This is a genomic window from Actinomadura decatromicini (genome assembly GCF_008121305.1).
Lineage (GTDB): Bacteria > Actinomycetota > Actinomycetes > Streptosporangiales > Streptosporangiaceae > Spirillospora > Spirillospora syzygii.
Window position 1 is genome coordinate 969,663 of sequence record NZ_VSRQ01000002.1, and the last position, 24,708, is coordinate 994,370.

General features: G+C 72.0%; 22 protein-coding genes and 1 pseudogene. 11 read left to right on the top strand and 12 right to left on the bottom strand.

Annotated elements, in window-relative coordinates; genetic code table 11:
• Positions 1-12 precede the first annotated feature (12 nt).
• From FXF68_RS12230 to FXF68_RS44440, 3 genes are all read left to right on the top strand, one after another.
• Entirely contained in the window at positions 13-705 is a 693-nt protein-coding gene (locus FXF68_RS12230) for a hypothetical protein (protein ID WP_148759010.1), read from the top strand.
• Positions 706-786: 81 nt separating this feature from the next.
• The gene (locus FXF68_RS12235; RefSeq protein ID WP_148759011.1) at positions 787-1,941 is read left to right on the top strand and encodes a serine hydrolase domain-containing protein; all 1,155 of its coding nucleotides are present in this window, start codon (positions 787-789) and stop codon (positions 1,939-1,941) included.
• Positions 1,942-2,163: 222 nt separating this feature from the next.
• Positions 2,164-4,716, top strand: coding sequence for a collagenase (locus tag FXF68_RS44440; RefSeq protein WP_281292205.1), 2,553 nt, complete (start codon positions 2,164-2,166; stop codon positions 4,714-4,716).
• Between the two features lie 81 nt (positions 4,717-4,797).
• Here FXF68_RS44440 and FXF68_RS12245 read toward each other — a convergent pair whose 3' ends face one another.
• Genes FXF68_RS12245 through FXF68_RS12265 form a run of 5 tightly spaced genes read right to left on the bottom strand, consistent with a single transcriptional unit; the run spans position 4,798 to position 10,388 of the window.
• On the bottom strand, positions 4,798-5,817 hold the full coding sequence (locus FXF68_RS12245; RefSeq protein ID WP_148759012.1) for an ABC transporter ATP-binding protein: 1,020 nt from the start codon (positions 5,815-5,817) through the stop codon (positions 4,798-4,800).
• Positions 5,814-6,776, bottom strand: coding sequence for an ABC transporter ATP-binding protein (locus tag FXF68_RS12250; protein ID WP_148759013.1), 963 nt, complete (start codon positions 6,774-6,776; stop codon positions 5,814-5,816). Before FXF68_RS12250 ends, FXF68_RS12245 begins: the two co-directional genes overlap by 4 nt.
• Positions 6,773-7,762 (bottom strand): ABC transporter permease, encoded by a 990-nt coding sequence (locus FXF68_RS12255; RefSeq protein ID WP_148759014.1) that lies wholly within the window; start codon positions 7,760-7,762, stop codon positions 6,773-6,775. The genes FXF68_RS12250 and FXF68_RS12255 overlap by 4 nt, the downstream gene beginning before the upstream one ends.
• Entirely contained in the window at positions 7,759-8,706 is a 948-nt protein-coding gene (locus FXF68_RS12260; RefSeq protein ID WP_148759015.1) for an ABC transporter permease, read from the bottom strand. The genes FXF68_RS12255 and FXF68_RS12260 overlap by 4 nt, the downstream gene beginning before the upstream one ends.
• Positions 8,703-10,388: an ABC transporter substrate-binding protein gene (locus tag FXF68_RS12265; RefSeq protein WP_148759016.1), complete on the bottom strand. Its 1,686-nt coding sequence runs from the start codon at positions 10,386-10,388 to the stop codon at positions 8,703-8,705. The genes FXF68_RS12260 and FXF68_RS12265 overlap by 4 nt, the downstream gene beginning before the upstream one ends.
• A 133-nt stretch (positions 10,389-10,521) precedes the next feature.
• Here FXF68_RS12265 and FXF68_RS12270 point away from each other — a divergent pair, with 133 nt between their 5' ends.
• A complete protein-coding gene (locus FXF68_RS12270) occupies positions 10,522-11,952 on the top strand; it encodes an aminopeptidase P family protein (RefSeq protein WP_148759017.1) in 1,431 nt (476 codons plus the stop codon).
• Between the two features lie 64 nt (positions 11,953-12,016).
• Here FXF68_RS12270 and FXF68_RS12275 read toward each other — a convergent pair whose 3' ends face one another.
• The 3 genes from FXF68_RS12275 to FXF68_RS12285 all read right to left on the bottom strand — a co-directional run bounded on the left by FXF68_RS12275 (position 12,017) and on the right by FXF68_RS12285 (position 15,097).
• Positions 12,017-13,261 carry a S1 family peptidase gene (locus FXF68_RS12275; protein WP_148759018.1) on the bottom strand — a complete coding sequence of 415 codons (1,245 nt, stop codon included), beginning with the start codon at positions 13,259-13,261 and terminating at the stop codon, positions 12,017-12,019.
• Between the two features lie 136 nt (positions 13,262-13,397).
• Positions 13,398-14,066 (bottom strand): GntR family transcriptional regulator, encoded by a 669-nt coding sequence (locus FXF68_RS12280; protein ID WP_148759019.1) that lies wholly within the window; start codon positions 14,064-14,066, stop codon positions 13,398-13,400.
• Positions 14,067-14,140: 74 nt separating this feature from the next.
• On the bottom strand, positions 14,141-15,097 hold the full coding sequence (locus tag FXF68_RS12285) for a LysR family transcriptional regulator (protein ID WP_148759020.1): 957 nt from the start codon (positions 15,095-15,097) through the stop codon (positions 14,141-14,143).
• A 187-nt stretch (positions 15,098-15,284) separates the two neighbouring features.
• Here FXF68_RS12285 and FXF68_RS44765 point away from each other — a divergent pair.
• Positions 15,285-15,506 (top strand): annotated as a pseudogene (locus tag FXF68_RS44765) (ATP-binding protein); the annotation flags it as partial.
• Positions 15,485-15,685: a hypothetical protein gene (locus FXF68_RS12295; RefSeq protein ID WP_148759021.1), complete on the top strand. Its 201-nt coding sequence runs from the start codon at positions 15,485-15,487 to the stop codon at positions 15,683-15,685. The pseudogene FXF68_RS44765 and the gene FXF68_RS12295, both read left to right, overlap by 22 nt.
• An 8-nt stretch (positions 15,686-15,693) precedes the next feature.
• On the opposite strand, the gene FXF68_RS12300 is transcribed toward FXF68_RS12295, so the two are convergent.
• The 4 genes from FXF68_RS12300 to FXF68_RS12315 all read right to left on the bottom strand — a co-directional run bounded on the left by FXF68_RS12300 (position 15,694) and on the right by FXF68_RS12315 (position 18,853).
• Positions 15,694-16,392, bottom strand: a complete 699-nt coding sequence (locus FXF68_RS12300) for a GntR family transcriptional regulator (RefSeq protein ID WP_246178646.1) — start codon at positions 16,390-16,392, stop codon at positions 15,694-15,696.
• Positions 16,393-16,457: 65 nt separating this feature from the next.
• The gene (locus FXF68_RS12305; RefSeq protein WP_148759023.1) at positions 16,458-17,063 is read right to left on the bottom strand and encodes a TetR/AcrR family transcriptional regulator; all 606 of its coding nucleotides are present in this window, start codon (positions 17,061-17,063) and stop codon (positions 16,458-16,460) included.
• Positions 17,064-17,144: 81 nt separating this feature from the next.
• Positions 17,145-17,888 (bottom strand): ABC transporter permease, encoded by a 744-nt coding sequence (locus FXF68_RS12310; protein WP_148759024.1) that lies wholly within the window; start codon positions 17,886-17,888, stop codon positions 17,145-17,147.
• A complete protein-coding gene (locus tag FXF68_RS12315; protein WP_222869897.1) occupies positions 17,885-18,853 on the bottom strand; it encodes an ABC transporter ATP-binding protein in 969 nt (322 codons plus the stop codon). Before FXF68_RS12315 ends, FXF68_RS12310 begins: the two co-directional genes overlap by 4 nt.
• Positions 18,854-18,918: 65 nt before the next feature.
• On the opposite strand from FXF68_RS12315, the gene FXF68_RS12320 reads away from it, so the two are divergent.
• The 5 genes from FXF68_RS12320 (at position 18,919) to FXF68_RS12340 (ending at position 24,528) form a co-directional block, all read left to right on the top strand.
• Positions 18,919-19,521, top strand: coding sequence for a TetR/AcrR family transcriptional regulator (locus FXF68_RS12320; protein ID WP_148759025.1), 603 nt, complete (start codon positions 18,919-18,921; stop codon positions 19,519-19,521).
• Positions 19,522-19,667: 146 nt separating this feature from the next.
• Positions 19,668-20,093 carry a DUF7144 family membrane protein gene (locus FXF68_RS12325; protein ID WP_148759026.1) on the top strand — a complete coding sequence of 142 codons (426 nt, stop codon included), beginning with the start codon at positions 19,668-19,670 and terminating at the stop codon, positions 20,091-20,093.
• A gap of 210 nt (positions 20,094-20,303) precedes the next feature.
• A complete protein-coding gene (locus FXF68_RS12330; RefSeq protein ID WP_148759027.1) occupies positions 20,304-23,129 on the top strand; it encodes an NACHT domain-containing protein in 2,826 nt (941 codons plus the stop codon).
• On the top strand, positions 23,126-23,464 hold the full coding sequence (locus tag FXF68_RS12335; RefSeq protein WP_148759028.1) for a hypothetical protein: 339 nt from the start codon (positions 23,126-23,128) through the stop codon (positions 23,462-23,464). The genes FXF68_RS12330 and FXF68_RS12335 overlap by 4 nt, the downstream gene beginning before the upstream one ends.
• Positions 23,461-24,528: a glucokinase gene (locus tag FXF68_RS12340; protein ID WP_148759029.1), complete on the top strand. Its 1,068-nt coding sequence runs from the start codon at positions 23,461-23,463 to the stop codon at positions 24,526-24,528. Before FXF68_RS12335 ends, FXF68_RS12340 begins: the two co-directional genes overlap by 4 nt.
• Positions 24,529-24,708: the final 180 nt, after the last annotated feature.

Genomic DNA, 24,708 nt, shown 5'->3' on the forward strand with positions numbered 1-24,708 from the left:
AACCTGCGGTTCATGCATCCGGCGGCGTTCAAGAGCCTCGATTTCCTCGCGGACTGTCCTGGGCTCCGGTATCTGGAGGTCACCGGACGCATTCGTGACGATCTGGCGTCGTTCCGGTTGCCGGATCTGCGGGAACTGGTCCTGCTGACGCGCAGCCCGCGGGCGATCCCCGGCTTCGCCGCGGCCGGTCTGACCCGGCTCGGAATCGACGACCGTCCGGGCAAGGAGCACATCGCGGAACTGCGAGAGCTGCGTGAGCTGCTGATCTGCTTGTGGAAGGGAGCGGATCTGTCCTTTCTCGGCGACCCTCCGCCGCCGCTCCAGGTGCTGCGCCTCGAAGGCAAGAAACAGCTGGCGACGTTGGACGGCATCGAAGGATGCCGCGACCTGACCGAACTGGAGGTCAGCGATGCGCAGGTGGACAGTCTTGAGCCGCTGCGTGAACTGACGGGCCTCCGGGTCTTGCGCCTCATGCCCGGTTACCAGCCGAAGGTGCGGACGCGCCTCGACCTTTCCGTGCTGACCGGCCTAAAGGGGCTTGAGACGATCACGTTGGCGTATACGGGGGAGATCGTCTCCCTTCGGCCGCTCCGTGAACTCCCGGCCCTGCGCGAGGTGCGTATCCGCGCCGACATCCTGGACGGCGACCTGTCCCCGCTCGACGACCTGCCCGCCGACGCGATAGTGGTCCGCCCGGACGAGTGACCGGCGTCCCCGGCGGGAGGGGTGCACGGTTCCCCTTGTGGAGGGACGACGTCCGGCGGTCGTCTCCGTAGCGTTCCGGGGATGAGGCGGAGCCATTATGTGTGGGGAATCGGAATGGTCGCCGTTCTGCTCGCGGTGGCGGGTGCGTTCAGCGGGTGCGGCGACGATGAACGGGCGGCGCTTCGGGCTCACGAACGTCCGGCCGAACCCGTGGACTTGTCCATTCAGGAGTTTCTGCGGGCGAAGATTCCGAACGGGCCCGGCGGGACGGTCGCCGCCGCCCACGACGGCACGCTCGTGCACTGCCGAGGCTTCGGCTTCGCGGACCGCGAGCGGCGAATCCCGGCGCGGTGCGACACCGTCTACGACGTCATGTCGATGACGAAGCAGTTCACCGCCGCCGCCATTGTGAAGCTTGAGATGCAGGGGCGGTTGCGGGTCAGCGACCCGATCTCCGAATACGTGGGGCCGGTGCCCGCCGACAAGCGAGGGATCACGCTGCACCACCTGCTGACGCACACATCCGGGCTGGACGACGAGCAGGGCGGCGACGACTACGAGCCGATCTCGCGCGACGGGATGCTGAAAGTGGCGCTCCGGTCGAAACTCCAGTCGGAGCCGGGCACCGAGTTTCATTACTCCAACCTGGGATTCAGCGTTCTGGCCGCGGTTGTGGAGAAGGTCTCGGGTGTCGGCTACGAGCGCTACTTGGCCACAAATTTGTTCGCGCCTGCCGGGATGACGCAGACGGGATACGTCCTGCCGCGCTGGAAGCGTGACGACATCGCGGTCGAATACGACGAGCACGGGCGTTCCCAGGGACGGCCGAACGAGCACCCGTGGGCGTCCGACGGGCCCTACTGGTATCTGCGCGGCAATGGCGGTGTGCTGTCGACGCCGCGCGACATGTTCCGCTGGCATCGGGCCCTGGAAGGCACCGGCGTCCTTTCGGACGACGCCAAGCGCAAGATGTTCAAGCCGCATGTCTACGTCGGAGAGCGCGACGGCCTCAAGGCGTACTACGGATATGGCTGGGGCGTCGTCCACGCCGGTGCGCGCTGGCTCGTGGAGCACGACGGTGGGAACGACTGGTCGTTCGGCGAGTTCGCCCGGTTCCCCGACCAGCGCGTCATGGTGTTCTGGATCAGCAACCAGGCGCGCGGCGAAGGCCGGTGGAACCTGGACGAGCAGAACGCCGAACTGACCTTCGGCATCGAGTCCCGCGCCCGCGACTGAACTCGGGGACGCTCACCGCCAAAGCACGCGGCCGCGGACTCGGGGGTCTTGCATAACGGAGATGTATGGGGCGGCGTATGACCGCTGGACGGACGGGGCGCTCACACTGCGGGCGCAGAGATCGCCTAGACCGTCGGGAGTTGGAGGCCGGCGGCGCCTTTTCGTCCACGAGCCATCGGAATCCCATCCCGGCCCCGCCGGGATGCCCCGGAGGAACCCCCCGTGAGAAAAAGACATACCTCGATCAGATGCCTGCGGGCGTCGCTGGTCCTTGTGCTCGGGATCAGCTTCATGGTCTCGCCCGCCAACCCCGCCGGCGCGGCTCCCACGCCCCGTCCGCACCCCGTCACGGCCCGCACCGGAGACGACGCGAGCGGGCACCTGCGGAAGTCGCCGCTCCCGGTCAAGGACCGGCCGCCGGTCCCCGCCACGGACGACGCGCTGAAGAGCCGTCCGGACAAGCCGCGGAAATCCGCGGAACGGCGGCGGCCGTCCATGAAGCAGGCCCCGAAGGGCGCGCCGAAGGCGAAAGCGGCGGCGGCGTGCAGTCCTAGTGACTTCACCAGCCGTTCCGGAAGCGCGCTCGTGCAGCAGATCAAGAGCAGCACGACGGACTGCGTCAACACGCTGTTCAGCCTGACCGGAGGCGACGCCTACTACGCCTTCCGCGAATCCCAGATGTCGACGGTCGCGTACGCGCTGCGCGACAACGGCCTCTACTACCCGGGCGACAACACCACGGGCACTGCCCAGCTCGTCCTTTACCTGCGCGCCGGTTATTACGTGCAGTGGTACTACCCGAGTGACGTGGGCGCTTATGGCGCGTCGTTGAAGACGGCGATCCAGTCGGGGCTGGACGCCTACTTCGGGAACTCCAGGTCGTCGACGGTCAGCGACGCCAACGGCGAGGTGCTCGCCGAGGCGGTCACGCTGGTCGACAGCGCCCAGGAGAACGCCCGGTACATCTACGTCATCAAGCGGATGCTGAGCGGATACAACAGCTCCTACGACGCCTACTGGTGGATGCTCAACGCGGTCAACAACGTCTACACGATCCTGTTCCGCGGTCACCAGGTTCCGGAGTTCGTGTCCGCGGTGCAGTCCGATCCGAGTGTTCTGGACACGCTCAACTCGTTCGCGTCCGGACACCTCTCCCTGCTCGGAACGGACCGCAGCTACCTCGTCTCCAACGCGGGACGCGAAATGGCCCGCTTCCTCCAGCACTCGCCGCTCCAGGCGAAAGTGAGGCCGCAGGCGAAGGGCCTTCTCGGGCAGAGCGCGATGACCGGGAAGACGGCTCCGCTGTGGGTCGGCATCGCCGAGATGACCGACTTCTACGACAAGGCGAACTGCACCTACTACGACACCTGCAACCTCCAGCAGCGGTTGGCGCAGAACGTCCTGACCATCAACCACACGTGCAGTTCCAGCATCCGGATCCGGGCGCAGGACATGACGGCGTCGCAACTGTCCGAGTCGTGCGCGAGCCTGATGAACCAGGACGCCTACTTCCACGGCCTGGTGAAGGACGGCAACAGGCCGGTTGCGAACGACAACAACACCACGATCGAGGTCTGCGTCTTCGACTCCAGTACGGACTACCAGACGTACGCCGGAGCGATGTTCGGCATCGACACCAACAACGGCGGAATGTACCTGGAGGGCGACCCGGCCGCGTCCGGGAACCAGCCGAGGTTCATCGCCTACGAGGCCGAATGGGTGCGCCCGACGTTCCAGATCTGGAACCTCAACCACGAGTACACCCACTACCTCGACGGCCGGTTCGACATGTACGGCGACTTCAACGCCAATGTCACCACGCCGACCATCTGGTGGATCGAGGGCTTCGCCGAGTACGTCTCCTACTCCTACCGGAAGGTGAACAACGACTCGGCCATCGCCGAGGCCGCCCGGCGGACGTACGCGCTCAGCACCCTTTTCAACACCACGTACAGCCATGACACGACGCGCATCTACTACTGGGGATATCTCGCCGTCCGGTACATGTTCGAGAAGCATCCCGGCGACATCTCCACCGTTCTCGGCTACTACCGAACCGGCAACTGGAACGCCGCCCGGACGTACCTGACCAGCACCATCGGCAGCCGCTACGACAGCGACTGGTGGACGTGGCTCGCCGCCTGCGCCGCCGGCGCCTGCGCGGGTGGCGGCGGTGGCGGCAACCAGGCGCCCGTCGCCCGGTTCGGCTACCAGGCGAACGGCCTGGCGGTCGCGTTCACCGACCAGTCCACCGACTCCGACGGGACGATCGCGTCCCGCCGCTGGGACTTCGGCGACGGCACCACGTCCACGTCGGCGAACCCGTCCCACACCTACGGCGCGGATGGCAACTACACCGTGTCCCTCACCGTCACCGACAACGCCGGTGGCACCGACACCGTGACGCAGCAGGTCTCGGTGTCCGCCGGAGGCGGCGGCGGGACGAAGGAGTGCACCGGCTCCGACACCAGGCAGCTCGACCGGAACTGCCAGCGGAGCAACCTCTCGGCCGCGAAGGGCGGCACGTACTACCTGTACATCTACATCCCGTCGGGAACGCGGTCGATCACCATCACCTCGTCCGGCGGGACCGGCGACGCCGACCTCTACTACAACGGCAGCACGTGGGCGACGCCGACGTCCTACAGCCAGCGGTCCATGAACGCGGGCAACGCGGAGACCCTGACGGTCAGCAGCCCGCCGGCCGGTTACAACTACATCAGCCTGTACGGAAAGGAGGCCTTCAACGGAGCTTCGGTAAAGGTCGAGTACTGATTCCGACCTTGTGTGACCCTGCGTGAAAGAAGGCCGGGATCGGGCCCCGCAGCCCGATCCCGGCCCTTTCTCGTCCGGAACTCAGGAGGTGTCGGGGAAATGGCAGGCGACTTCGCGTCCGGCGACGCGCGAAAGGACGGGACGCTCCACCCGGCACCGCGACTCCGCCTTGTGGCAGCGCGGATGGAACGGGCAGCCGGACGGCGGCGCCGCCGGGCTCGGCGGATCGCCGCGCAGCACGATCCGCTCCCGCGCCCGCTCGGCCACCGGGTCGGGCAGCGGGATCGCGGACAGCAGCGCCCGCGTGTACGGGTGCGCGGGCGCGTCGTAGATCGCGTCCCGGTCGCCGATCTCGACGATCCGGCCGAGGTACATCACCGCGACCCGCGCGCACACGTGCCGGACGACGGCGAGGTCGTGCGCGATCAGCACGAGCGCCAGGTCCAGCTCCCGCCGCAGCCCAGACAGCAGGTTGACGATCTGCGCCTGGATCGAGACGTCGAGCGCCGACACCGGCTCGTCCGCGACGACGAGCCGCGGCCGGGTGACGAGCGCGCGGGCGATCCCGATGCGCTGCGCCTGCCCGCCGGAGAACTCGTGCGGGTAGCGTCCGGCGTGCTCGGCGTCCAGCCCGACGAGGCCCAGCATCTCCCGCACGCGGGCGTGCGCCTCCGCCGCCGGGACGCCCCGCACCCGCAGCGGCGCCCCGACGATCGACGCGACCGTCTGCCGCGGGTTCAGCGACGAGTACGGGTCCTGGAAGACGATCTGCAACTCGCTCCGGAGCGGGCGCATCCGCCGCTGGGGGAGCGCGGTGATGTCCGTCCCGTCGAAGGTGATGCGGCCGGACGTCGGGTCGAGCAGCCGGACGAGCATCCGCCCGGTCGTCGACTTCCCGCAGCCCGACTCCCCGACCAGCCCGAGCGTCTCGCCGGACCGCACCTCCAGGTCGAGCCCGTCCACCGCACGGACACTCCCGCGCCGAGTATGAAACGTCTTCGTCAGCCCTTCCAAGGAGAGCAGCGCCGGGTCACCTTTCTGGGGGACGACCCCCAGACCCTCGGGCGGGAGCCCCGAAGATCCTCGCTTCGCTGCGGTCATCGGGGCTCCTTCGCGGCGGTCAGGTGGCAGGCCGCCCGGTGGGTCGCGCCCTCCAGCTCGGGGCGCGCGATCTCGCACGCCGCGACCCGGTCCGGGCAGCGCGGATGGAACGGGCAGCCGGACGGCGGGGCCAGCGGCGACGGCGGGCTCCCCGGGATCGGGCTCAGCTCCCCGGCGGGCCCGGTCAGCCGCGGCAGCGAGCCGAGCAGCCCGCGCGTGTAGGGGTGCCGGGGCGCGGCGAACAGGGTCTCCGCGTCGGCGTGCTCGACGACCCGTCCCGCGTACATCACGAGGACGTCGTCGGCGACCCGCGCGACCACCCCGAGATCGTGCGTGATCATCAGGACGGCGAGCCCGCGCTCCCGCCGCGCGCCCGCGATCAGCTCCAGGATCTGCGCCTGGACGGTCACGTCCAGCGCGGTCGTCGGCTCGTCCGCGATCAGCAGGTCCGGCTCGCAGGCCAGCGCCATCGCGATCATGACGCGCTGGCGCATCCCGCCGGAGAACCGGTGCGGATGGTCGCGGGCCCGTTCGTCCGGGTCGGGGATGCCGACGTCCGCGAGCAGCCGGACGGCGTGCGCGTGCGCGGCCCGCCGCGACTCCCCGAAGTGGAGCCGCCGCGCCTCGGCGATCTGCTCGCCGACGCGGAAGTGCGGGTGCAGCGACGATAGCGGGTCCTGGAAGATCATCGCGACCCGCCGCCCGCGCACCGCGCGGATCTTCTCGCGGCCCGCGCCGACGAGCTGGACGCCGTCCAGCTCGATCGACCCGCCGATCCGCGCCGCCGCGTGCAGCCCCATGATCGCGAGGCTGGTCGCGGACTTGCCGGACCCGGACTCCCCGACGATCCCGACCGTGCGCCCCGGCTCCACGGCGAACGACACCCCGTCCACGGCCCGCAGCGGCCCCTTCGGATGCGGGAACTCGACGGTCAAATTCCGGACGTTCAACAAGCTCATGAGAACCTCACCTGCGGGTCGACGACGGCGTAGGCGAGGTCCACGACCAGGTTGGCGAACGTGATGAAGAAGGCGGCGAGCAGCGCGACGCCCATCACGACCGGCTGGTCGGACGTCTCGATCGAGTCGATGGTGAGCCGTCCGAGGCCGGGCAGCCCGAACACGCTCTCGGTGATCACGGCGCCGCCGAGCAGCGCGCCGAGGTCCATCCCGAACACGGTGAGGACGGGCGTCAGCCCGGCGCGCAGCCCGTGCTTCGCGACGACCGTCCGCTCCGGGAGGCCCTTGGCGCGGGCGGTGCGGATGAACGGCTCCGCCATCGTCTCGACCATCGACGCCCGCGTCATCCGCGCGTACATCGCGGCATACAGCAAGGCGAGCGCGACCCAAGGCAGGACGAGGTTCTTCGCCCATCCCGCAGGGTCCTGCCCAACCGGAACGTAGCTGGAGTAAGGAAGCAGCCCGCCGACCTGGACGACGAGCACCGTCAGCGTCATCGCCGTGAAGTAGATGGGCAGGGACGCGGAGGTAAGCGTGCCGACCATCATCGTCCGGTCCAGCAGCGTGTCCTTGCGCAGCGCGGACATCACGCCTACCGCGACGCCGCCCGCCAGCCACAGCACGGCCGCGCCCGCCGCGATCGACAGCGTCGTCGGCAGCCGCCGCATCATCAGGTCCCAGACGGGCGTGTTGTTCTGGTACGAGAAGCCGAGGCAGGGGAAGTGGCACTGGACGGCGAGCGCACCCTCGCCGTACGACCGTCCGGCGAAGACGCCGGTCAGGTAGCCGGTGAACTGCCGCCACAGCGGACGGTCCAGGCCCATCTGGTGGTGCAGCATCGCGAGCCGCTCCGGCGTGCACGACTTGCCGCACGCCTGGAGGGCCGGGTCGGCGGGGAAGACGTAGAAGATCGTGAAGGTGACCGCGCAGATGACGAGCAGGACGCCCGCCATCCCGGCCAGCCGCAGCGCGACATAGCGGATCATCGGGCGGCGCTCCGCGGGTCGAGGGCGTCCCGGAAGGCGTCGCCGAGCAGCGTGAACGCGAGGACGGTCAGCAGCAGGCACACGCCCGGCACGACGAAGAACATCGGGTCGACCTGGTACCAGGTCATCGCGGTCGCCATCATCTGCCCCCAGGACGAGTCCGGCGGGCGCACGCCGATGCCGAGGAACGACAGCGCCGCCTCCGTCCCGATGTTGATCGGGACGGTCAGCGTCGCGTACACGAGGATCGGCGCCAGCAGGTTCGGCAGCACCTCGCGGAACAGGATGCGGGCGCGCGTCATCCCCGCCGCCCGCGCCGCCTCCACGAACTCGCGGCTGCGCAGGACGAGCGCCTGCCCGCGCACGATCCGCCCGACGTAGGGCCAGCCGAAGAAGCCCATGACGAAGACGAGCTCCAGCGTCCGGTTCCCCTCCGGCAGCACGGAGACGAGCGCGATCATGAAGATGAGCTGCGGGAACGACAGGACGAGGTCCATGACGCGGCTGATCAGGGCGTCCAGCCGTCCGCCGGAGAAGCCCGCGAGGAGGCCGAGCGCGGTCCCGGCGGCGGTCGCGACGCCGGTCGCGAGGACGGAGATCAGCAGCGAGATCCGCGCGCCGTGCACCATGCGGCTGAACACGTCCCGTCCGGTGCCGGGCTCGACGCCCAGCCAGAAGTCGCCGTCCACGCCGCCGAGCGCGCCCTTCGGCGCGCCCGCCAGCGCCTTGTCGATCTTCTCCGGGTGGAACTCGTTCGGGCCGTGCCCGTTGAGCGCGGTCAGCAGCGGCGCGGTCAGCGCCATCAGGACGAACAGCAGCACGATCCCGAGCCCGATCAGGGCGGCGGGATCGCGCCGCAGGCGCCCGGCGGCGGTCCGCCACGGGGAGCGGCCGAGGGGCGGCGGGGTCGCCGCCCGCCCCTCGGCCAGGGAGGGTGCGCTCACTCCGACACCCCGAGCGTGGCGAAGTCGAACTCGCCCTCCCAGATCGGGTGGCCGAAGGCCCCGGTGACCTTCGAGCCGCGCAGCAGCGGCAGCTTGTCGTGGATCAGCGGGACCATCGGCGACGCCTGCATGATCCGCTGGTCGACGGCCTGCCAGGCGGCCGTGTCGCCGCCCTTCACCGCCGCGCCGATCGCCTCGTTCAGCGCACGGTCGTCGTACTGCGAGACGACCGTGTTGCCCTTCGGCGTGATGTTGCGCCCGTCGAAGACCGGCGGGATGAACGACGACGCGGACGGGAAGTCGGCGCACCAGCCGTAGAAGACCAGCTCGTCCTCCTTCTTGATGTCGCCGATGGCGTCGTAGTAGACGCTCTTCGCGACCGGGTTCAGCCGGACCTTCACGCCGACGCGGGCGAGCGCCTGCTGCACCGCCTCGCCCTCCGCCTTGCCCTGCTCGGTGCTCGTGGTCGTCAGCGTGACCGAGAACCCGTTGGCCTTGCCCGCGGCCGTGAGCATCTGCCTCGCCCGCGCCGGGTCGCCGTTCGGCGGCGCGTGGTAGACGTCGAGCGCCTTGCCGCCGGTCATCGTCGGCGGGAGGTAGGAGCCCGCCAGCTCCCCGACGCCGCTGCCGCCGTGCGCGGTGCGGTACGCCTCCTTGTCCACGGCGTACTGCATCGCCTGCCGGACGCGCGGGTCGTCGAACGGCGGCTTGGACGCGTTCATCGCCAGGAACCGCGTGCACAGGCTCGTGGCGCTGATGAACCGCTTCTTGACGTCCGCCCTGGTCAGGATGCGCGGCATGCTCGCCGCCGCGACGCTGTAGAGGGTGACGGCGCGCTTGTCCGCGCCCTGGTCGGCGATGAGGCGCTGGTCGATGGCCGTCTGCGCGAGGCCCTCCTCCAGGACGATCCTGTCCGGCTTCCCCTGCCGGACGGTGTCGGTGGCCTTGTCCCAGTGCGGGTTCCGGACGAGCACGAGGCGCCGTCCCCGGTCGTACGACTCGACCTTGTACGGGCCCGAGGAGAAGGGCCGCTTGTCGTAGTTGACCCCGGTGTCCTTCGCCTTCGGGACGGGCGCGAACGTCGGCAGCGTCGCGATCTTCGGCCAGTCCATGGACGGTTCCTTCAGGTGGAACACGACCGTGCGGGCGTCCGGCGTCTCGATCGAGGCGAGGCTCCCGCCCTTGTACGGACCCTTGTACCTGTCGCCGCCCGCGAGCATCGTCCGGGCGTAGCCGGGGCCTTCCGGGAGGTCGGGGGCGAAGGAGCGCTCCACGCCGTACTTCACGTCCTGGCTGGTGATCGGCGTGCCGTCCTCGTACTTGAGGCCCTGCTTGAGGCGGAACGTCCAGGTCTGACCGCCGTCGGAGGTCTTCCCGGCGTCCTCGGCCAGGTCCGGGACGATCTCGGTGCCCGGCTGGCCGGGCTTCGCGGCGTAGGTGGTGAGCGTCCGGTAGAGCAGCCGGACGCCGAAGTCCATCGCGAACATCACGTAGTTGCGCTGCGGGTCGAGGTGGGCGACGTCCTGCGTGTACAGGACGGTGAGCGTGCCGCCGGCCGCGCCGGAGGAGGACCCGTCGCCGTCCGACCCGCAGGACGCGAGCCCGCCGGCGAGGACGAGGGAGAGCGAGAGGGCGGCCGTGGTGCGCAGCGGACCGCGCGAGCGGCCCAGAGGACGTGTCATGACACTCCGAACATCGGTGGGCGAAGTGTCATATAAAATAGTACAGTAAAATTGTACGTCGAGAAGCGTTACCGAATCTCCACCCCGTCCGCCCCTCCGACCTCGCCTGACTCTCCGACCCTCGGGACCGCACATGGACCGTCTCGCCACCGGCAGCCACGACCTGCCGGTCTCGCCGGCCCTCGCCGCCTTCATGCGGACGCAATGGGCCACGCCCCCCGCCACGCCTCCCACCGCCACAGATCCCGTCGCGCCCTTCACCGCCCTCCGCCGCGCCGCGCTGGCGGAGCGGTTCCCGGGCGAGCGGCTCGTCGTCCCCGCCGGGCCGCCGAAGGTGCGGAGCAACGACTGCGACCACCGCTACCGGCCGCACACCGCGTACGCGCACCTCACCGGGGACACGACGGCCGACACCGGGCCGGGCGCCGTCCTGGTCCTGGAGCCGTCCGGCGGCGGGCACGAGGCGGTCGTGTACCGGCGGCCGCCGTCCGGCCGCCACGGCGACGCCTTCTACCGGGACCGCCGCGACGGCGAGTTCTGGGTCGGGCCGCGCGAGACGCTCGCCGAGACGGAGCGGCGGCTCGGGGTCGTCTGCCGCCCGCTGGACGCGCTGCCCGGCGCGCTGCGGCTCGCCGTCCCCGCGCGGACGATGCGCGGCGTCGACTCGGAGGTCGACGCCGCCGTCCCCGTCAAGGACCCCGCGCTCGACCGGGAGCTCGCCGCCGCCGTCGCCGAACTGCGGCTCGTCAAGGACGACTGGGAGATCGCCCAGCTCCAGGCCGCCGTCGGCCACACCGCCGACGGGTTCTCGGACGCCGTCGCCGCCATCCCGTGCGCGCTCGGCCGCCCGCGCGGCGAGCGCTGGATCGAGGGGACGTTCGAGCGCGCCGCCCGCGCGTCCGGCAACGGCGTCGGCTACGACACGATCGCCGCCGCCGGGGCGCACGGCTGCGTCCTGCACTGGACGCGCAACGACGGCCCGCTCCGCAAGGGCGACACCCTCCTCCTCGACGCGGGAGTGGAGACCGACACGCTCTACACGGCCGACATCACCCGCACCATCCCGGTCAACGGCTGGTTCACGCCGCGCCAGCGGCAGGTGTACGACCTCGTCTACCACGCGCAGGAGGCGGCGCTCGCGGTCGTCCGGCCTGGGGCGCGGTTCCGCGACTTCCACCAGGCCGCGATGCGTGTGATCGCCGAGGGCCTCGCGGAGTGGGGCGTCCTGCCCGACGCGGATGCGGCGCTCGACCCGGCGTCCGGGGTGTACCGCCGCTACACCTTGTGCAGCAGCGGGCACATGCTCGGGATGGACGTCCACGACTGCGCGCAGGCCCGCGCGTCCCAGTACCTCGACGGCGTCCTGGAACCGGGACACGTCCTGACCGTCGAACCGGGGCTCTACTTCCAGCCCGACGACCTGACCGTCCCGGAGGAACTGCGGGGCATCGCCGTCCGGATCGAGGACGACGTCGTCGTCACCGAGAACGGCGCCCGCCTGATGTCCGCCGGGCTGCCCCGCCATCCGGAAGAGGTCGAGCACTGGGTGCAGTCGCTCGCCTGAGCCGGGGATGGACGATGCCGCGCCGGGTCGGGGGCCCGGCGCGGCGCCGTTCGTACTCGGCGGCTCAGCCGGTGAGCAGTGAGACGCCCCAGGCCGACAGGGCCCGGCCGATCGGTTCGTGGATCATGCCGCAGCCGGAGAACGGGCCGCCGCTCAGGATGCCGTGGGCGTAGCCGCCCGCGAACACGCCGCTGCCGCTGTCGCCGGGACCGTCGCACGCGGTGCTCCAGGTCATGCCGGAGAGCGTCCGGTCCGGGTAGGAGACGGTGGCGTCGACCTCGGTGACCGTCCCGCAGGTGTAGCCGGTCGTCGAGCCCTGCTTGCAGACGTAGCCGCCCACGTAGTCGGCCTCGCTGCCGGAGACCGGCGTCTCGTAGAGCACCCAGCCGCGCGGCTGCCACCAGCCGGGATCGCCGACGGAGACGATCGCCGAGTCGCCGTACCAGCTGAACTCGTAGCCGGCGACGCCCCCGACGTTCTGGTAGCCGTAGCTGTAGGTGGAGACGTCCCACCAGTAGCCGATCTCGGCGCAGTGCCCGGCGGTCATCATGTAGTAGCCGCCGCCGGAGTACGCCGTGAACGCCGACGTGCAGCGCGCGCCGCCGGTGAAGATCGCCAGGCCGGAGCGGAGCGGCGGGTCGCAGGCGTAGTCGTCCTGGCAGTAGCGCGGCACCGACCTCTGCGCGTGGGCCGAGACCTCGACCGCGCCGCCGAACTCGCGCTTCGCCCAGCGCAGGACGTCCCGCTGCGCGGCGGTGACCGGCGCGCCGCGCAGGCTGGTCAGCCGCACCTTGTTCCCGGACGTGACGAGCCCCGTCTGGAGGCCGTCCTTCGCGCCCTTGTTGGCTTCGGCGACCCGCTTGGCGAGCGCGTCCGACACCCGCTGGAGGTGCCGGTACCCGTACCGGACGCGGGCCGTCGCGGTGTCTCCCATCCCTGCTGTCGTGGCGGCCTCGGCCACGGCGGGCGCCGCCTTGTCCGTGGTCACGCCGACGGTGAGCCTGCCGCCGTGCCTCTGGTCGATCCAGGCGCCGCCGTACCGGGCGCCGAGCGTCCGGCCGACCGACGCGGCCAGCTTGAGCTGCGCGGGCTGCCGGTCGGCGCGCCGCGCGGCCTCGGCCGCCGGGACGCCCTGGTCCTTGACGATCTGCTGGACGAGTGCCTGCCTCGCCTCCTGCTGCGGGTGCGCGGGGGACGCGCCACGGCCTGCGGGCGCACCGGCGTGTGCCGGTACGGCCGTGAAGACCGAGGTCAGCGCGGCGGCCGAGGCGATCGCCAGGGCCGCGCTACTGCGTTTCGGGCGGACCATCGGGGGGTTCCTCCTTCGCGGACGGGGGCTGCCACCGGAGGCGGTGGCGTCCGCTCTGCAATGTGAAATTGCACTGTAAAATGTAAAACCCTACTTGCCAAGACCCGAAGTTCCGGCGGGTTCTCGCGGGGGAGCGTCAGCTCCAGGCGTTCCGCACGTGGTCCAGGTGGCGGAGCATGATCTCGCGCGCCTTGGCGGTGTCGCCGTCGGCCAGCGCGTCCACCAGCTCGGCGTGCTCGGCCGCCGCCGTCTCCAGGTCGTCCTTCGCGGCGGGCTTCGCCAGCCCGTACATGCGGGACCGGCTCCGCAGGTCGAGGACGGTCCGCGCGAGCGTCCTGTTCTGCGTCAGCGCGAGCAGCTCGGCGTGGAAGCGGCGGTCGGCGTCCAGGAACCGGAGGAGGTCGCCCGTGCCCGCCTCGGTCGCGGTCTCTGCGGCCAGGGCGCGGAGCCGGAGCAGCGCGTCGTCCGGGAGGGCCCCGGCGAGCCGCGCCACGGCGGGCACCTCGACCATCTCCCGGAGCTCGGTCAGCTCCGCGAGATCGCGCGCCGACAGCGGCACCACCCGGAACCCGCGGTTGCGCACGGCCTCGAACAGTCCGTCCCGGACCAGATCGATCATCGCCTCGCGGACCGGCGTCGCCGACACACCGAACTCCTCGGCCAGCGCGGGGGCGGAGTACACCACGCCGGGGCGCAGCTTTCCGCCGATCAGCGCGTTCCGCAACGCCTCGGCGACCTGCCCGCGCAGGCTGTCGCGCCCGCCGAGCTCCGGCAGCCCGACCAGGGCATCGGCCACCGGATCCATATGCCCCCTCCTCACCAACGATCAGAATATAGGTTCGCTGGTTCGGATCTGGTCTCGGCGGCCCGCCGTCCTGGTTAGACGATCGGGTGAACTTCCGGGTGGGACTCCCACCAGTCGCCGAAGGACGGGTTGTTGCCCACGTGTTCCACGAAGGCGGCGGCCAGGCCGCGGTAGAGGGCCGTGGCGCTCTCCGGGCTCAGGCGGTCCCGCCGCCAGGCCACCAGGAGCTTCGCCACCTGCGGCTCGCCCGCCAGCGGGCGGACGACCGTGCCCGGGTTCGGCGGCCAGGACGGGTCCACCAGCCGGATCGCCTGGCCCGCCGCGACCAGCGGGATCGCCGCGCCGCTCGGCGCCTCGTACTGGACGGTCGGCTCGAAGCCCGCCTTCCGGCAGGACGCCCGCAGCGAGGCGAGCGAGCCGTCGTCCGCGCCCGGCGGACCGATCCAGTGCTCGTCCTTCAGGTCGGAGAGGCTGATCTCGTCCCGGTCCGCCAGCGGGTGCGCCGCCGCGAGCGTCACGTAGATCGGGTAGCGCGGCACCAGCGTGCGGGTCACGACCGGCGCGCTGAGCGGAACGTCGAAGCCCTCCATGACCCCGATCAGCGCCGCGTCGAGATGGCCGCGCGCCAGGGCGTCGCCGAGCAGGATCGACGACGGCTCGATGCGCAGCGACACCGTGCGTCCGGGAAGCGCCTCGCTCACCCGCGCGACGATGCTCGCGACGCAGGCCAGGTGCACGCAGCCGAGACCGAGCGTGCCGGCCGGGCCGTCCCCGCCGTGCAGGTCGCCGAACAGCGTGTCCAGCTCGGACAGGACGGTCCGCGCCCGCGAGATGACCTGGCCGCCCAGCGTCGTCGGCTCCAGACCGGTGCGGCTGCGGACGAACAGCTGCCCGCCGACGATCTCCTCCACGCGGCGCAGCTGGTTCGACATCGCGGGCTGCGACATGCCCATCCGGGCCGCCGCCTGGGTGATGCTCCCGGTCTCCGCCATCGCGCACACCATGCGCAGATGGCTGATATCGAGATCCATAGCCGGAAATTATGCACTAGCGGATGACGTGCGGCCGGGGAGTGCGGACAGAATGCCGGTACTCCTCCCGCCGGGAGAGGGCCTCCTCACCGCCTCCCTCTCCCGGCGGCTTCCCGGCCGGGCCGTCCCGTGCGTCTCATGGAAAGTGATCGTCATGGCGGAAAAGCCGCGGCTGGCCGAGCTTGACATGACCGACGTGGGCGGCGGCGCCTTCCCGGCCTGGGCGCTGCCGCCCGGACCCCGCGCGGCGGGGGCCGCGCGGGGCATCGCCCGTACCGTCCTCGCCCAATTCGAGTTGCCGCCGGAAACCGCCGCCGATGCGGAATTGATCATTTCGGAGTTGGCCGCGAACGCCATTCTGCACGGCGGCCGGGAACGCGCCGAGGTTTGGGCGTACCTGCGCGGCCGGACGAATCCGGAGATCGTTTTCAAGGTGTTCGACGCGGCGCCCGGCGCCGCGGCCGATCGACGCCCCGGGCGGGCGCGCTGGACCTCGACGGCCCCGGCCGGGTCGCCGTCCGGTACCCGCCGTCGGACGAGGTGGAGGTCGTCGAGCAGGTCGTCCGGCACTGCGAGGACCTGGCGTGACGGGCCGGTCAGCGCCTTTCGGGCCGGTGGTGTTCGGGCCCGTGTTGTTCGGGACGGTCCGCCCAGATGCCGCGGATGTGGCGGAGGTGGTGGCGCATCAGGGTGCGGGCGCCATCGCCGTCGCCCGCCGCGACGGCGTCGAGCAGGTCCTCGTGCTCGCGGGCGGAGGGCGCCAGCTCGCCGCGCTCGGCGAGCCGCGGCACCCCGTACAGGCGCGCCTTGTACCGCAGCTCGCTCACCAGCCGGACGAGGTGCGCGTTGCCGCACAGCCCGAGCAGTTCGAGGTGGAAGCGGTGGTCGGCGTCGATGTAGGCGAGGACGTCGCGGCGCTCCGCGGCGGCCACGATCTCCCCGGCGAGCGGGCGCAGCGCGCGGACCCGCGCGGCCTGCCCGCGCTCGGCGGCGCGCACCACGGCGGGCACCTCGATCAGCTCCCGCACCTCGGTGATCTCGTCCAGCTCGCGGTCGGACAGCTCGGTGACCTTGAACCCCTTGTTGCGGACGACGGCGACGAGCCCCTCCCGCGCGAGGTCGATCATCGCCTCGCGGACCGGCGTCGGCGACACCCCGAACCGGACGGCGATCGCCGGCGCCGAGTACACGACGCCCGGCCGCATCTCCCCGGACACGAGCGCCGCCCGCAGCGCGTGCGCGACCTGCTCGCGGACCTTCTGCCGGGGCCCCAGGGACGGCAGATCCACCTTCATGCTCAACAACATATGACATTGCACCGCACGACCGGCAGGTATTCCAGCCGGGTGGCACGATCGGGTCAGGGCGCGGCGGCCTCGCCGGTCACGAGGTGCTGGACGAGTGGCGCCAGGTGAGCGACCACGTCCTCGTGGGCGGCGGAGGCGAGGGGCTCCGTCCGCAGCACGTAGCGGGCCGTCGCGACGCCGAGGAGCTGGGCGCCGATCAGGTTCGCGCGCAGCTCCGCGTCGTCCCCGCCGATGCGGCGGGCGAGGACGGCCATGACCTCGTCGGCGATGAGCGACGTGAGCGCCGCCGCCGCGTTCGGCGACGCGGACGCCGCCCGGACGACGACCCGCAGCCAGGGCCCGGCGTCCGGGTCCTCCCAGAGGCCGAGGTAGCCGCGGACGAACCGCTCGCCGAGACCGTCCGGACCGCCCTCGCCCACCTCGCGGACGAGGCCCGAGAGCAGCGGGACGGAGCGCAGCACGACGCCGAACAGCGCGTCCTTCGTGCCGAAGAAGTGGAGGACGAGGGCGTGGTCGACGTCCGCGTCGCGGGCGATCCGGCGGATGGACGTCCCGGCGTAGCCGTCCTCCGCGAAGCACCGGCGGGCCGCGTCGAGGATCGTCTCGCGGGTCCGCGCGGCGCCGGGCCGCCTTCCGGGCGTCCGCCCGCTCGCTGCCATGCCTCCGCCGAACGTCGCTGGTACCGAAATCCGTACTCGCCCGCCGAATCGTACCGGGACGGACGAACCCCGAGGGGCCCGTCAGCGGTTCAGGGACCGCCCGTACGCGCGGGCGGCGAGGGCCAGGCAGCCCACGCCGAACAGGGCGGATCCGGCGAGGCGGAGCGCGATGCCAGGCCAGTCGGGGTGCGCGGTGAGCGCGGACGCGAACGCGTCCACGTCGTAGGCGAGCGGCGTCGCGGCGCGGGCCGCCGCGACCCAGCCGGGCAGCGGTCCGGGCGGGATCAGCCCGGCGAACATCACGGCGGTGAGGCCGAGCTGCCCGGCGAGCGTCGCGGTCTCCGGACGGGCCGGGCCGAGCCCGCTCAGCGCGCCGAGCCCGCCGAACGCGACGGCCGCCGTGACCGCCGCCGGGACCAGCACCCAGAGCTGCGCGAACGGCAGCCCGAACAGCGCGATCCCCGCGACCGCCGTCAGCGCGACGCCCGGCACGGCGAACACCGCGTAACTGGAGCAGAACCCGAGCACGACCGCGGCCGGGCGGACGGGGAGCGTGCCGAAGTAGTCGAGGCCGCCGCCCGCCTTGAGCGCGGCGAGCCGCTGCGCGAGCAGGTTCCAGGCGATGAACGCGACGACCGTGAGGACGGCGCCGGAGACGACGGCGGCCCGCGCGCCCGTGTCGGCCGTGCCGCCGACGCCGCGCAGCAGCGCGAGGATCGCGAGGGACTGGACGGTCGCGACGACCACCACCGCGCCGCCGCCCGCGCGGGCCCGGCCGAGCTGCGCGGCGTGGACGGCGGCGATGCTCGTGATCATCGGTGTCATGCGCCCCGCTCCTCGGCGTCGCAGGCGAGCAGGACGTCCTCCAGGCCGGGCGGGGCGAGGCCGAAGTCGTCGAGCGCGGCGTAGGCGGCCCCGGTCAGGACGGTGTCGAGCGCCCGCCGCGCGTCCTCCAGCGGCAGCCGCACCGACCAGCGGTTCCCGGTCGCGCGGACCTCGCCGCCGAGGTCGGCGGGGCTGAGCGGCGGCGCGTCCCGCCAGGACAGGTCGAGCCGGACGAGCCCGCCGAACCGCTCCTTCAACCGTCCCGGGGTGTCGCAGGCGACCGTCCGGCCCCGGTGCAGGACCAGCACGCGGTCGAGGACGGTCTCCGCCTCCAGCACGTTGTGCGTGACGAGGACGACGGCCGCGCCGCCGGCCCGCCGCCGGTCGAGCGCCCGCCACACGGCGCGGCGGGCGTCGAGGTCGAGGCCGGTGGTCGGCTCGTCCAGGACCAGGAGGCGGCGGCCACCGGCGAGCGCGGCGGCGACCCCGGCGAGCCTGCGCTGCCCGCCGGACAGCTTCCCGACCCGCGCGCCCGCGAGGCCGGTCAGCTCCAGCTCGGCGAGCAGGTCGGCGGTCTCGCGGCGGGCGTCCGCGCGGGGGAGGCCGCGCAGCCGGGCCGTCGTCTCGACCGCCGTCCGCACGCTCATGTCGGTCAGCGCGGACTCGGCCTGCGGCAGGTAGGCGACGTGCGCGGCGGCGTCGGCGGCGCGTCCGGTCACGTCGGAACCGGCGACGCGCACCGTCCCGCCGTCCGGGCGCAGGAGGCCGACCAGCATGCGGACCAGCGTCGTCTTTCCCGCGCCGTTCCGGCCGAGCACGCCGAACACCTCGCCGGGCCGGACGTCGAAGGACACGTCGTCGACGGCGCGGCGGTCCGTGCCTCGATAGGCGCGGACCAGGCCGTTCACCGTGCAGGCCGCGCCGGCATCTGAATCGAGGGTCGTGGTGCCCGGGTCGGATTTCACGCGGGCAACGATACAGACAGTCTGCTACTACGTCTCGTAGTATTGCTGCCTTCTAGCATGCGGGCGTGCCCCGCATCACCGGCTCCCTCGACGAGCACCGCGCCGCGACGCGCGAGCGCGTCCTCGTGGCCGTCCGCGAGATCATGGCGAAGGACGGCGTCGACCGGCTGTCCATGGCCGAGGTCGCGAGCCGGTCGGGGCTGAACCGCAGCGTCGTCTACAACTACTTCCCGGACGTCCGGGCGCTGATCATCGCGCACGCCGAGCACGAGACGACCCGCTTCACCGACGAGCTGCACCGCGCGCTCGCGGGCGCCGCCGGGCCGACCGAGCGCATCACCATGTACGTCCGGCAGCAGCTCGCCGACTTCGCCGCCTACCCGCAGCCCGCCGGGCCGGAGCTGGCGACCCTCCTCGGCCCGGACGGCTACCGGGAGATGCACGCCCACGTCCGCCCGCTGGGGCGGCTGCTCACCGAGATGATCGAGGACGGCGTCGAGACCGGGGAGTTCGCGCCGTGCGACCCGGCCGGGACGGCGCACCTCGTCCTCGCCTGCCTCGGCGCCGAGCGCTACCCGCTCGGCCAGGGCGCCCGCGACCTGGACGAGACCGTCGCCCGCGTGACGACCTTCGTCCTGCGCAGCCTCGGCGCGGCCACGCCTGGTTGATCCGCGCGCCGGAGGGCGGTAAATCACCGCCCAAGAAATGGACAAGCGGCCATTGATCAGGGTTTGCGGGGGTCGATCTGTGGCATTTCTCCCTGCACCCCGGTACCACGTGATTAGCACCCCGGTACCTGATTCAGGGAGGTTCGATGACGAGCAGGATGACCCATGGCGCCGGCTCCGTCCCGGAGCGGCGGTACCGGACGTCCGGCTGGCTGACCTTCGCCGGGACCCTCTCGCTGGTGGTCGGCGCGTTCAACATCATCGACGGGCTGGTCGCCCTTTTCCGGGACAACTACTACCTCGTCGGCGAGAACAGGATCCTCGTCTTCGACTACACCGCGTGGGGCTGGATCTGGCTGATCCTCGGGATCGTCCAGATAGCGGTCGGCGCGGGAATCCTGTCCGGAAAGCTGTGGGCCCGCGCGGTCGGCGTCTTCTTCGCCGTCGTCGCCGCGATCGGGCACCTGGCCTTCCTCCAGGCGTTCCCGCTGTGGTCGGTGCTGACGATCGCGATGTGCGTCCTGCTGATCTACGCGCTCACCGCCCCGCCCGCGGGCACCACCGGCCGCTGACCGCGGCCGCCCGGCCGCCCTTTCCCGTCGAAAAGAAAATGCCGCGCGATTGGATCGCACGATCCGACCGTTAGAAATGAAGTGTCCAAATGTGGCCTTCATTCAAGATCGAAACGGGACGCCTTTCCATTTCGCGTTACACTCCCGGCGGCGTTGATTTCGGCGGTAATTCCGCGACCGTCCCCCGGCGGTCGCGGGAGGGGTGGTCTCGTGGACGTACCGATCGGCCCGCTCGCGGCGGCGGTGGTGAAACCGCTGATCGGCAAGCTCATGCCGGCTCCGCTGCCCGGCGCGGGCCTGGCCGACCAGATCGGCTTCAAGGGGCGGGGCGTCCTCAGCCGGGGCGACGCGCGGACGATCGTCGCGCGGGAGGTCCGGAGGCTCGCCGGGAAGATGGCGCGGGTCGTCACCGAGGAGCACCCCGACCTGCGGTTGCAGGACGACGGCGACGCCGTCGTGGAGGCCGTCGCGCGGACGCTGATGGCGCTCGGCGACGTCACCTGGGAGACCCTGCACGACGTCTACGCCGACCCGGACCGGCTCGCCGCCGCGATGACCGAGGCCGCGCACGACCCGGCCCAGGGGCTGAGCGAGCGCGGCCGGCGGCTCTACGAGCTGATGGTCGGGCCCTGCGCCACGCAGATCGTCGAGTACTTCACCCGCAATCCCGAGTTCACCGCGCGGACGCTCCTGGAGATCTTCCGCAAGCTGGGCGAGCTGGACGAACGCCTCCCCGGCGGCGACCGCGTCACGCTGTCGTTCGAGGAGCGCTACCGCGCGCTGCTCTCCCGGCGGCACCGCAACACCAGGCTGTTCGGCCTGGCGCTGCCCGAGGAGGACGTGGAGTACCCGCTCGACACCGCGTACGTGGAGCTGTCGACACGGGTGCGGACCGACCGCGGGACGAAGTCGGCGGACGGCGGCGAGCGGCAGACCACGGCGCGCGGCCGCCCCTTCGAGAGCCTGCTCGCCACCAGCTCCCGGGTGCTGCTGATCGGGTCGGCGGGCGCGGGCAAGTCGACGCTGCTGAAGATGCTCACGCTCAACCTGTGCCGCGACCGCCTCCCCGAACAGCTCCAGTCCTGGCGCGACGTCGTGCCGTTCCCGCTCCGGCTGCGCCAGTTCCTGCGCAACGGCGACCTCGACCTGCCCGCCCCGGAGAGCTTCCCGGTGCAGGCGGTGCGGATGCTCCAGGGCACGATCCCGGACGGCTGGGCCTCCGACCTGCTGCGCGGCGGGCGCGCCGCCGTCCTGCTGGACGGCCTGGACGAGGTGCCGTCGCGGTGCAGGCGCGCGGTGCTCGACTGGCTGCGCGAACTGGAGGAGGCCTTCCCGGACGCGCGGTTCGTCGTCACGTCCCGTCCGGCGGGCGAGCTGGACGAGGAGCAGCGCGTCCTGCGCCGCCGCGGCTACGTGACCACCACGCTCGACCCGATGACCCCGCTCCAGGTGGACCGGTTCATCGACCGCTGGTACGGGAGCGCGCGGGTCGTCTCGGCCGACGCCGACGACCGTCCCGACCCGCGGGTGGCGCTCAAGAAGGCCCTCTTCAAGCGGCGCGACCTGTCCAGGCTGGCGACCAACCCGCTGCTGTGCAGCGTGCTGTGCGCGCTGAACCGGGTGCGCAGCGCCGAGCTTCCGCGCGGGCGCATCGCGCTGTACCGCGCCGCGCTGGAGATGCTGCTGGAGAACCTCGACCGGGAGCGCGGGGTGCCGGAGGACACGGTCACCCTCACCTACGTCCAGAGCGAGGCGTTCCTCGCCAACATGGCGATGTGGATGACGCACAACTTCCGCCGGACGATCCCGGAGCGCGACGCCCTCAACCTCATCGAGGACCTGCTGCCCAGCGTCCGCGTCCACTTCCCGGACGCGGACGGGCACCCGGGCGGGCATCCGGGCGCGTACCCGGGAGGGCACACGGGAGGGCACACGGGAGGGCAGGGCGCGGCGGCGCTCGTGCTGCGCCGTCTCGTGGAGCGGTCGGGGGTGCTCCAGTTCGACGGCGACCTGATGGAGTTCTGCCATCCGAGCTTCCAGGACTACCTCGCCGGGATCGAGGTGTTCCGCAAGAACTACGTCGACGAGCTGCTCCGCAACGCCGACGACCCGCTCTTCCAGGACGTCCTGATCATGGTCGTCGGGCAGCAGCAGCGCGAGGACCAGCGGCAGCGCCTCATCCTGCAGGGGCTCGTGTCGCGGGCCGAGAAGCGCGGCGGGTCCACCGAGGCGCGGCGGCTGTGGCTGCTCGCGGCGGCCTGCATCGCCGACGTCGACATCGTCGACCCCGAGCTGTCGGAGCGCATCCGCAGCAAGACGCGCGGCCTGCTGCCGCCGCGCAACGCCGACGAGGCGGCGAGCCTCGCGGCGGCCGGCGAGTTCGTCCTCGACCTGCTCGCGGAGGCGATCGACGGGCGGCCGCCGCGCGGCGAGCAGGCCGCCGCGACGGTGCTGACGATCCGGCTGGTCGGCGGCCCGCAGACGCTCGGCATGCTGAAGCGCTTCCGGGAGCACCACAACGAGACCGTCCGGGCCGAGGTGGTGCGGGCCTGGTACGACTCGCAGACGCCCGAGGCGTTCGCCGCCGAGGTCCTCGCCGGGATGGACCTCACCGGCATCCCGGTCGCCGTCCAGGACCCGGCGTACCTGCCGCACCTGGCGTCGGTGTCGCGGCTGACGCACCTTGAGGTGTCGTGCGCGCTGGCCGACGCCGCGGAGCTGGCGCCGCTGCGGACGCTGCGCGTCCTCGACCTGAGCGGGACGTCCGTCCGCGACCTGGGCCCGCTCGCCGGGCTGACCCGGCTGGAGGAGCTGTCGCTCGTCGACGCGCCGGTCGTGGACGTGTCGCCGCTCGCGAAGCTGACCAAGCTGCGGTCCATCGACCTGGAGGGCACACGGGTGCGGGACGTGTCCCCGCTGGCGAAGCTGACCGCGCTCGAAGACCTCAACATCGCGCGGACCCACGTGGAGAGCACCCACATGCTGAAAAGCCTGCCCCGCCTGCTCATCCGCGGCCGCTCCGGGACGTCGGAATGACCGCGGACGCCGGAACGATCCCGGACGGCGCCGCGACCCCCGAGGACGCCGCGGCCGCCCTGGACGCCGCGCTCGACCGCCTCGCCGGGCTGGCCGCCGCGAGCAGCGCCACCGGCTACGACGGGCGGGTCGTCCGCGCGACGGGCGAGCTGGTCGCGTGCGCGGCGGACCTCGTCCGCTCCACGGCGGTCCACGAACCGGACGGCGAGGGCGCGGCGCTGCGCTCGGCCGTCGACGACATCGAACACGTCCTGCGCCGACTGCGCTGGATCAGGTCAGTGCATTTCGGCGGGCCCCAGCAGGACGTCCAGGGAAAGGAGAGGGAAGTGCCATGAACGTCCCAGAGGGAGTGGCGATGACGGCCAGAACGGACGGACCCGGGCGCGGACTGCCGCGCACCGGCGGCGCCGGAGTCGATGTCGGCGGCACGAAGGCGCACATGCGCTACCCCGATCCGCGCACCGGCGAGGTCCGGTCCGTGGAGACGCGGTGCGAGCGCTACGACTCGCTGGACGACCTGCTGAGCGACTGCTTCCGGCTGGCCGGGTGCGTCCCGCGCGCGCTCGTCGCGGGCGTCGCGGGCCGGGTGCTGCCGGACGGCGACGTGCACGTGACGAACCGCCCCGCGTGGCCGGTGTTCCGCCGGGCGGCGTTCGCCGCCGCGCACGGCGTCGACGTCGCGGTCGTCAACGACCTGGTCGCGACCGCGATGGGCGCGGGCGAGCTCGACGGCAACGGCTACCGCGCGCTGCTGCCCGACGTCCCGCGGCTCGGCGGCGCGGCCCGCGCGGTCGTCGCGGTCGGCACCGGCGTGGGCGCGGCCGTCGTGGACGCGGACGGCGCCGTCCGGTCCAGCGAGGCGGGCCACGTGTCGTGGCAGCCGGTGACGGACGACGAGGAGGCGCTGCTGCGGTTCGTCCGCGCGTCGGCGGGCGGGCCGGTCGTCACGGTCGAGCAGGTGCTCGGCGGCCTGGCCGGGTTCGGGCACCTGTACGACTTCCTCAGCACGCGCCGCGACGCGGGCCCCGGCCTGCGGGAACGGGTCGCGGAGCGGATCGCGTCCGGCGGCGAGCTCGGCCCGGTGCTCACGGCGGCGGCCGGTGCGGGCGACGGCTTCGCGCGCGAACTGCTCTCGCTGTACGGCGGGATACTCGGCCAGTTCCTCCGCGACCTGCTGCTCGTGTCGCACCCGGAGGGCGCGGAGGTCTGGCTCGGCGGGAGCGTGCTGCAGGCCCCCGGAATCGGCGAGCTGCTGGTGTCCGACACCCCGTTCCGGGAGCGGATGGTCTGCCGCGGCGCGCAGCACGCCGACATGCTCGGCCGAGTTCCGGTGCTGCTCATCACCGACCGCCACGTCGCGGCCAAGGGGGCCTTCGCGCGCAGCCGGTCCGGGATGTGATCCACCACCGCTGAACCACACCGCTGAACCACTGCCGCCGGACGGTGCACAATTCTGTTTGCGGCGCGCCGTAATACCGGAGAATCCGGCGCGCCTTGGGCCTCGCATAACGGCTTAATCAAGCCGAACGTCAGTTCACTTCGAGCGATGTCCGCCTCATTTATGTTGAAAAGGCCGAGA

Excerpts from the sequence above, each read along its gene's own strand:
- FXF68_RS12230 (WP_148759010.1), top strand. The coding sequence starts at position 13 with ATGCATCCGGCGGCGTTCAAGAGCCTCGATTTCCTCGCGGACTGTCCT.
- FXF68_RS12235 (WP_148759011.1), top strand. The coding sequence starts at position 787 with ATGAGGCGGAGCCATTATGTGTGGGGAATCGGAATGGTCGCCGTTCTG.
- FXF68_RS12245 (WP_148759012.1), bottom strand. The coding sequence starts at position 5,817 with ATGACCGCAGCGAAGCGAGGATCTTCGGGGCTCCCGCCCGAGGGTCTG.
- FXF68_RS12250 (WP_148759013.1), bottom strand. The coding sequence starts at position 6,776 with ATGAGCTTGTTGAACGTCCGGAATTTGACCGTCGAGTTCCCGCATCCG.
- FXF68_RS12255 (WP_148759014.1), bottom strand. The coding sequence starts at position 7,762 with ATGATCCGCTATGTCGCGCTGCGGCTGGCCGGGATGGCGGGCGTCCTG.
- FXF68_RS12265 (WP_148759016.1), bottom strand. The coding sequence starts at position 10,388 with ATGACACGTCCTCTGGGCCGCTCGCGCGGTCCGCTGCGCACCACGGCC.
- FXF68_RS12270 (WP_148759017.1), top strand. The coding sequence starts at position 10,522 with ATGGACCGTCTCGCCACCGGCAGCCACGACCTGCCGGTCTCGCCGGCC.
- FXF68_RS12275 (WP_148759018.1), bottom strand. The coding sequence starts at position 13,261 with ATGGTCCGCCCGAAACGCAGTAGCGCGGCCCTGGCGATCGCCTCGGCC.
- FXF68_RS12280 (WP_148759019.1), bottom strand. The coding sequence starts at position 14,066 with ATGGATCCGGTGGCCGATGCCCTGGTCGGGCTGCCGGAGCTCGGCGGG.
- FXF68_RS12285 (WP_148759020.1), bottom strand. The coding sequence starts at position 15,097 with ATGGATCTCGATATCAGCCATCTGCGCATGGTGTGCGCGATGGCGGAG.
- FXF68_RS12300 (WP_246178646.1), bottom strand. The coding sequence starts at position 16,392 with ATGAAGGTGGATCTGCCGTCCCTGGGGCCCCGGCAGAAGGTCCGCGAG.
- FXF68_RS12305 (WP_148759023.1), bottom strand. The coding sequence starts at position 17,063 with ATGGCAGCGAGCGGGCGGACGCCCGGAAGGCGGCCCGGCGCCGCGCGG.
- FXF68_RS12310 (WP_148759024.1), bottom strand. The coding sequence starts at position 17,888 with ATGACACCGATGATCACGAGCATCGCCGCCGTCCACGCCGCGCAGCTC.
- FXF68_RS12325 (WP_148759026.1), top strand. The coding sequence starts at position 19,668 with ATGACGAGCAGGATGACCCATGGCGCCGGCTCCGTCCCGGAGCGGCGG.
- FXF68_RS12335 (WP_148759028.1), top strand. The coding sequence starts at position 23,126 with ATGACCGCGGACGCCGGAACGATCCCGGACGGCGCCGCGACCCCCGAG.
- FXF68_RS12340 (WP_148759029.1), top strand. The coding sequence starts at position 23,461 with ATGAACGTCCCAGAGGGAGTGGCGATGACGGCCAGAACGGACGGACCC.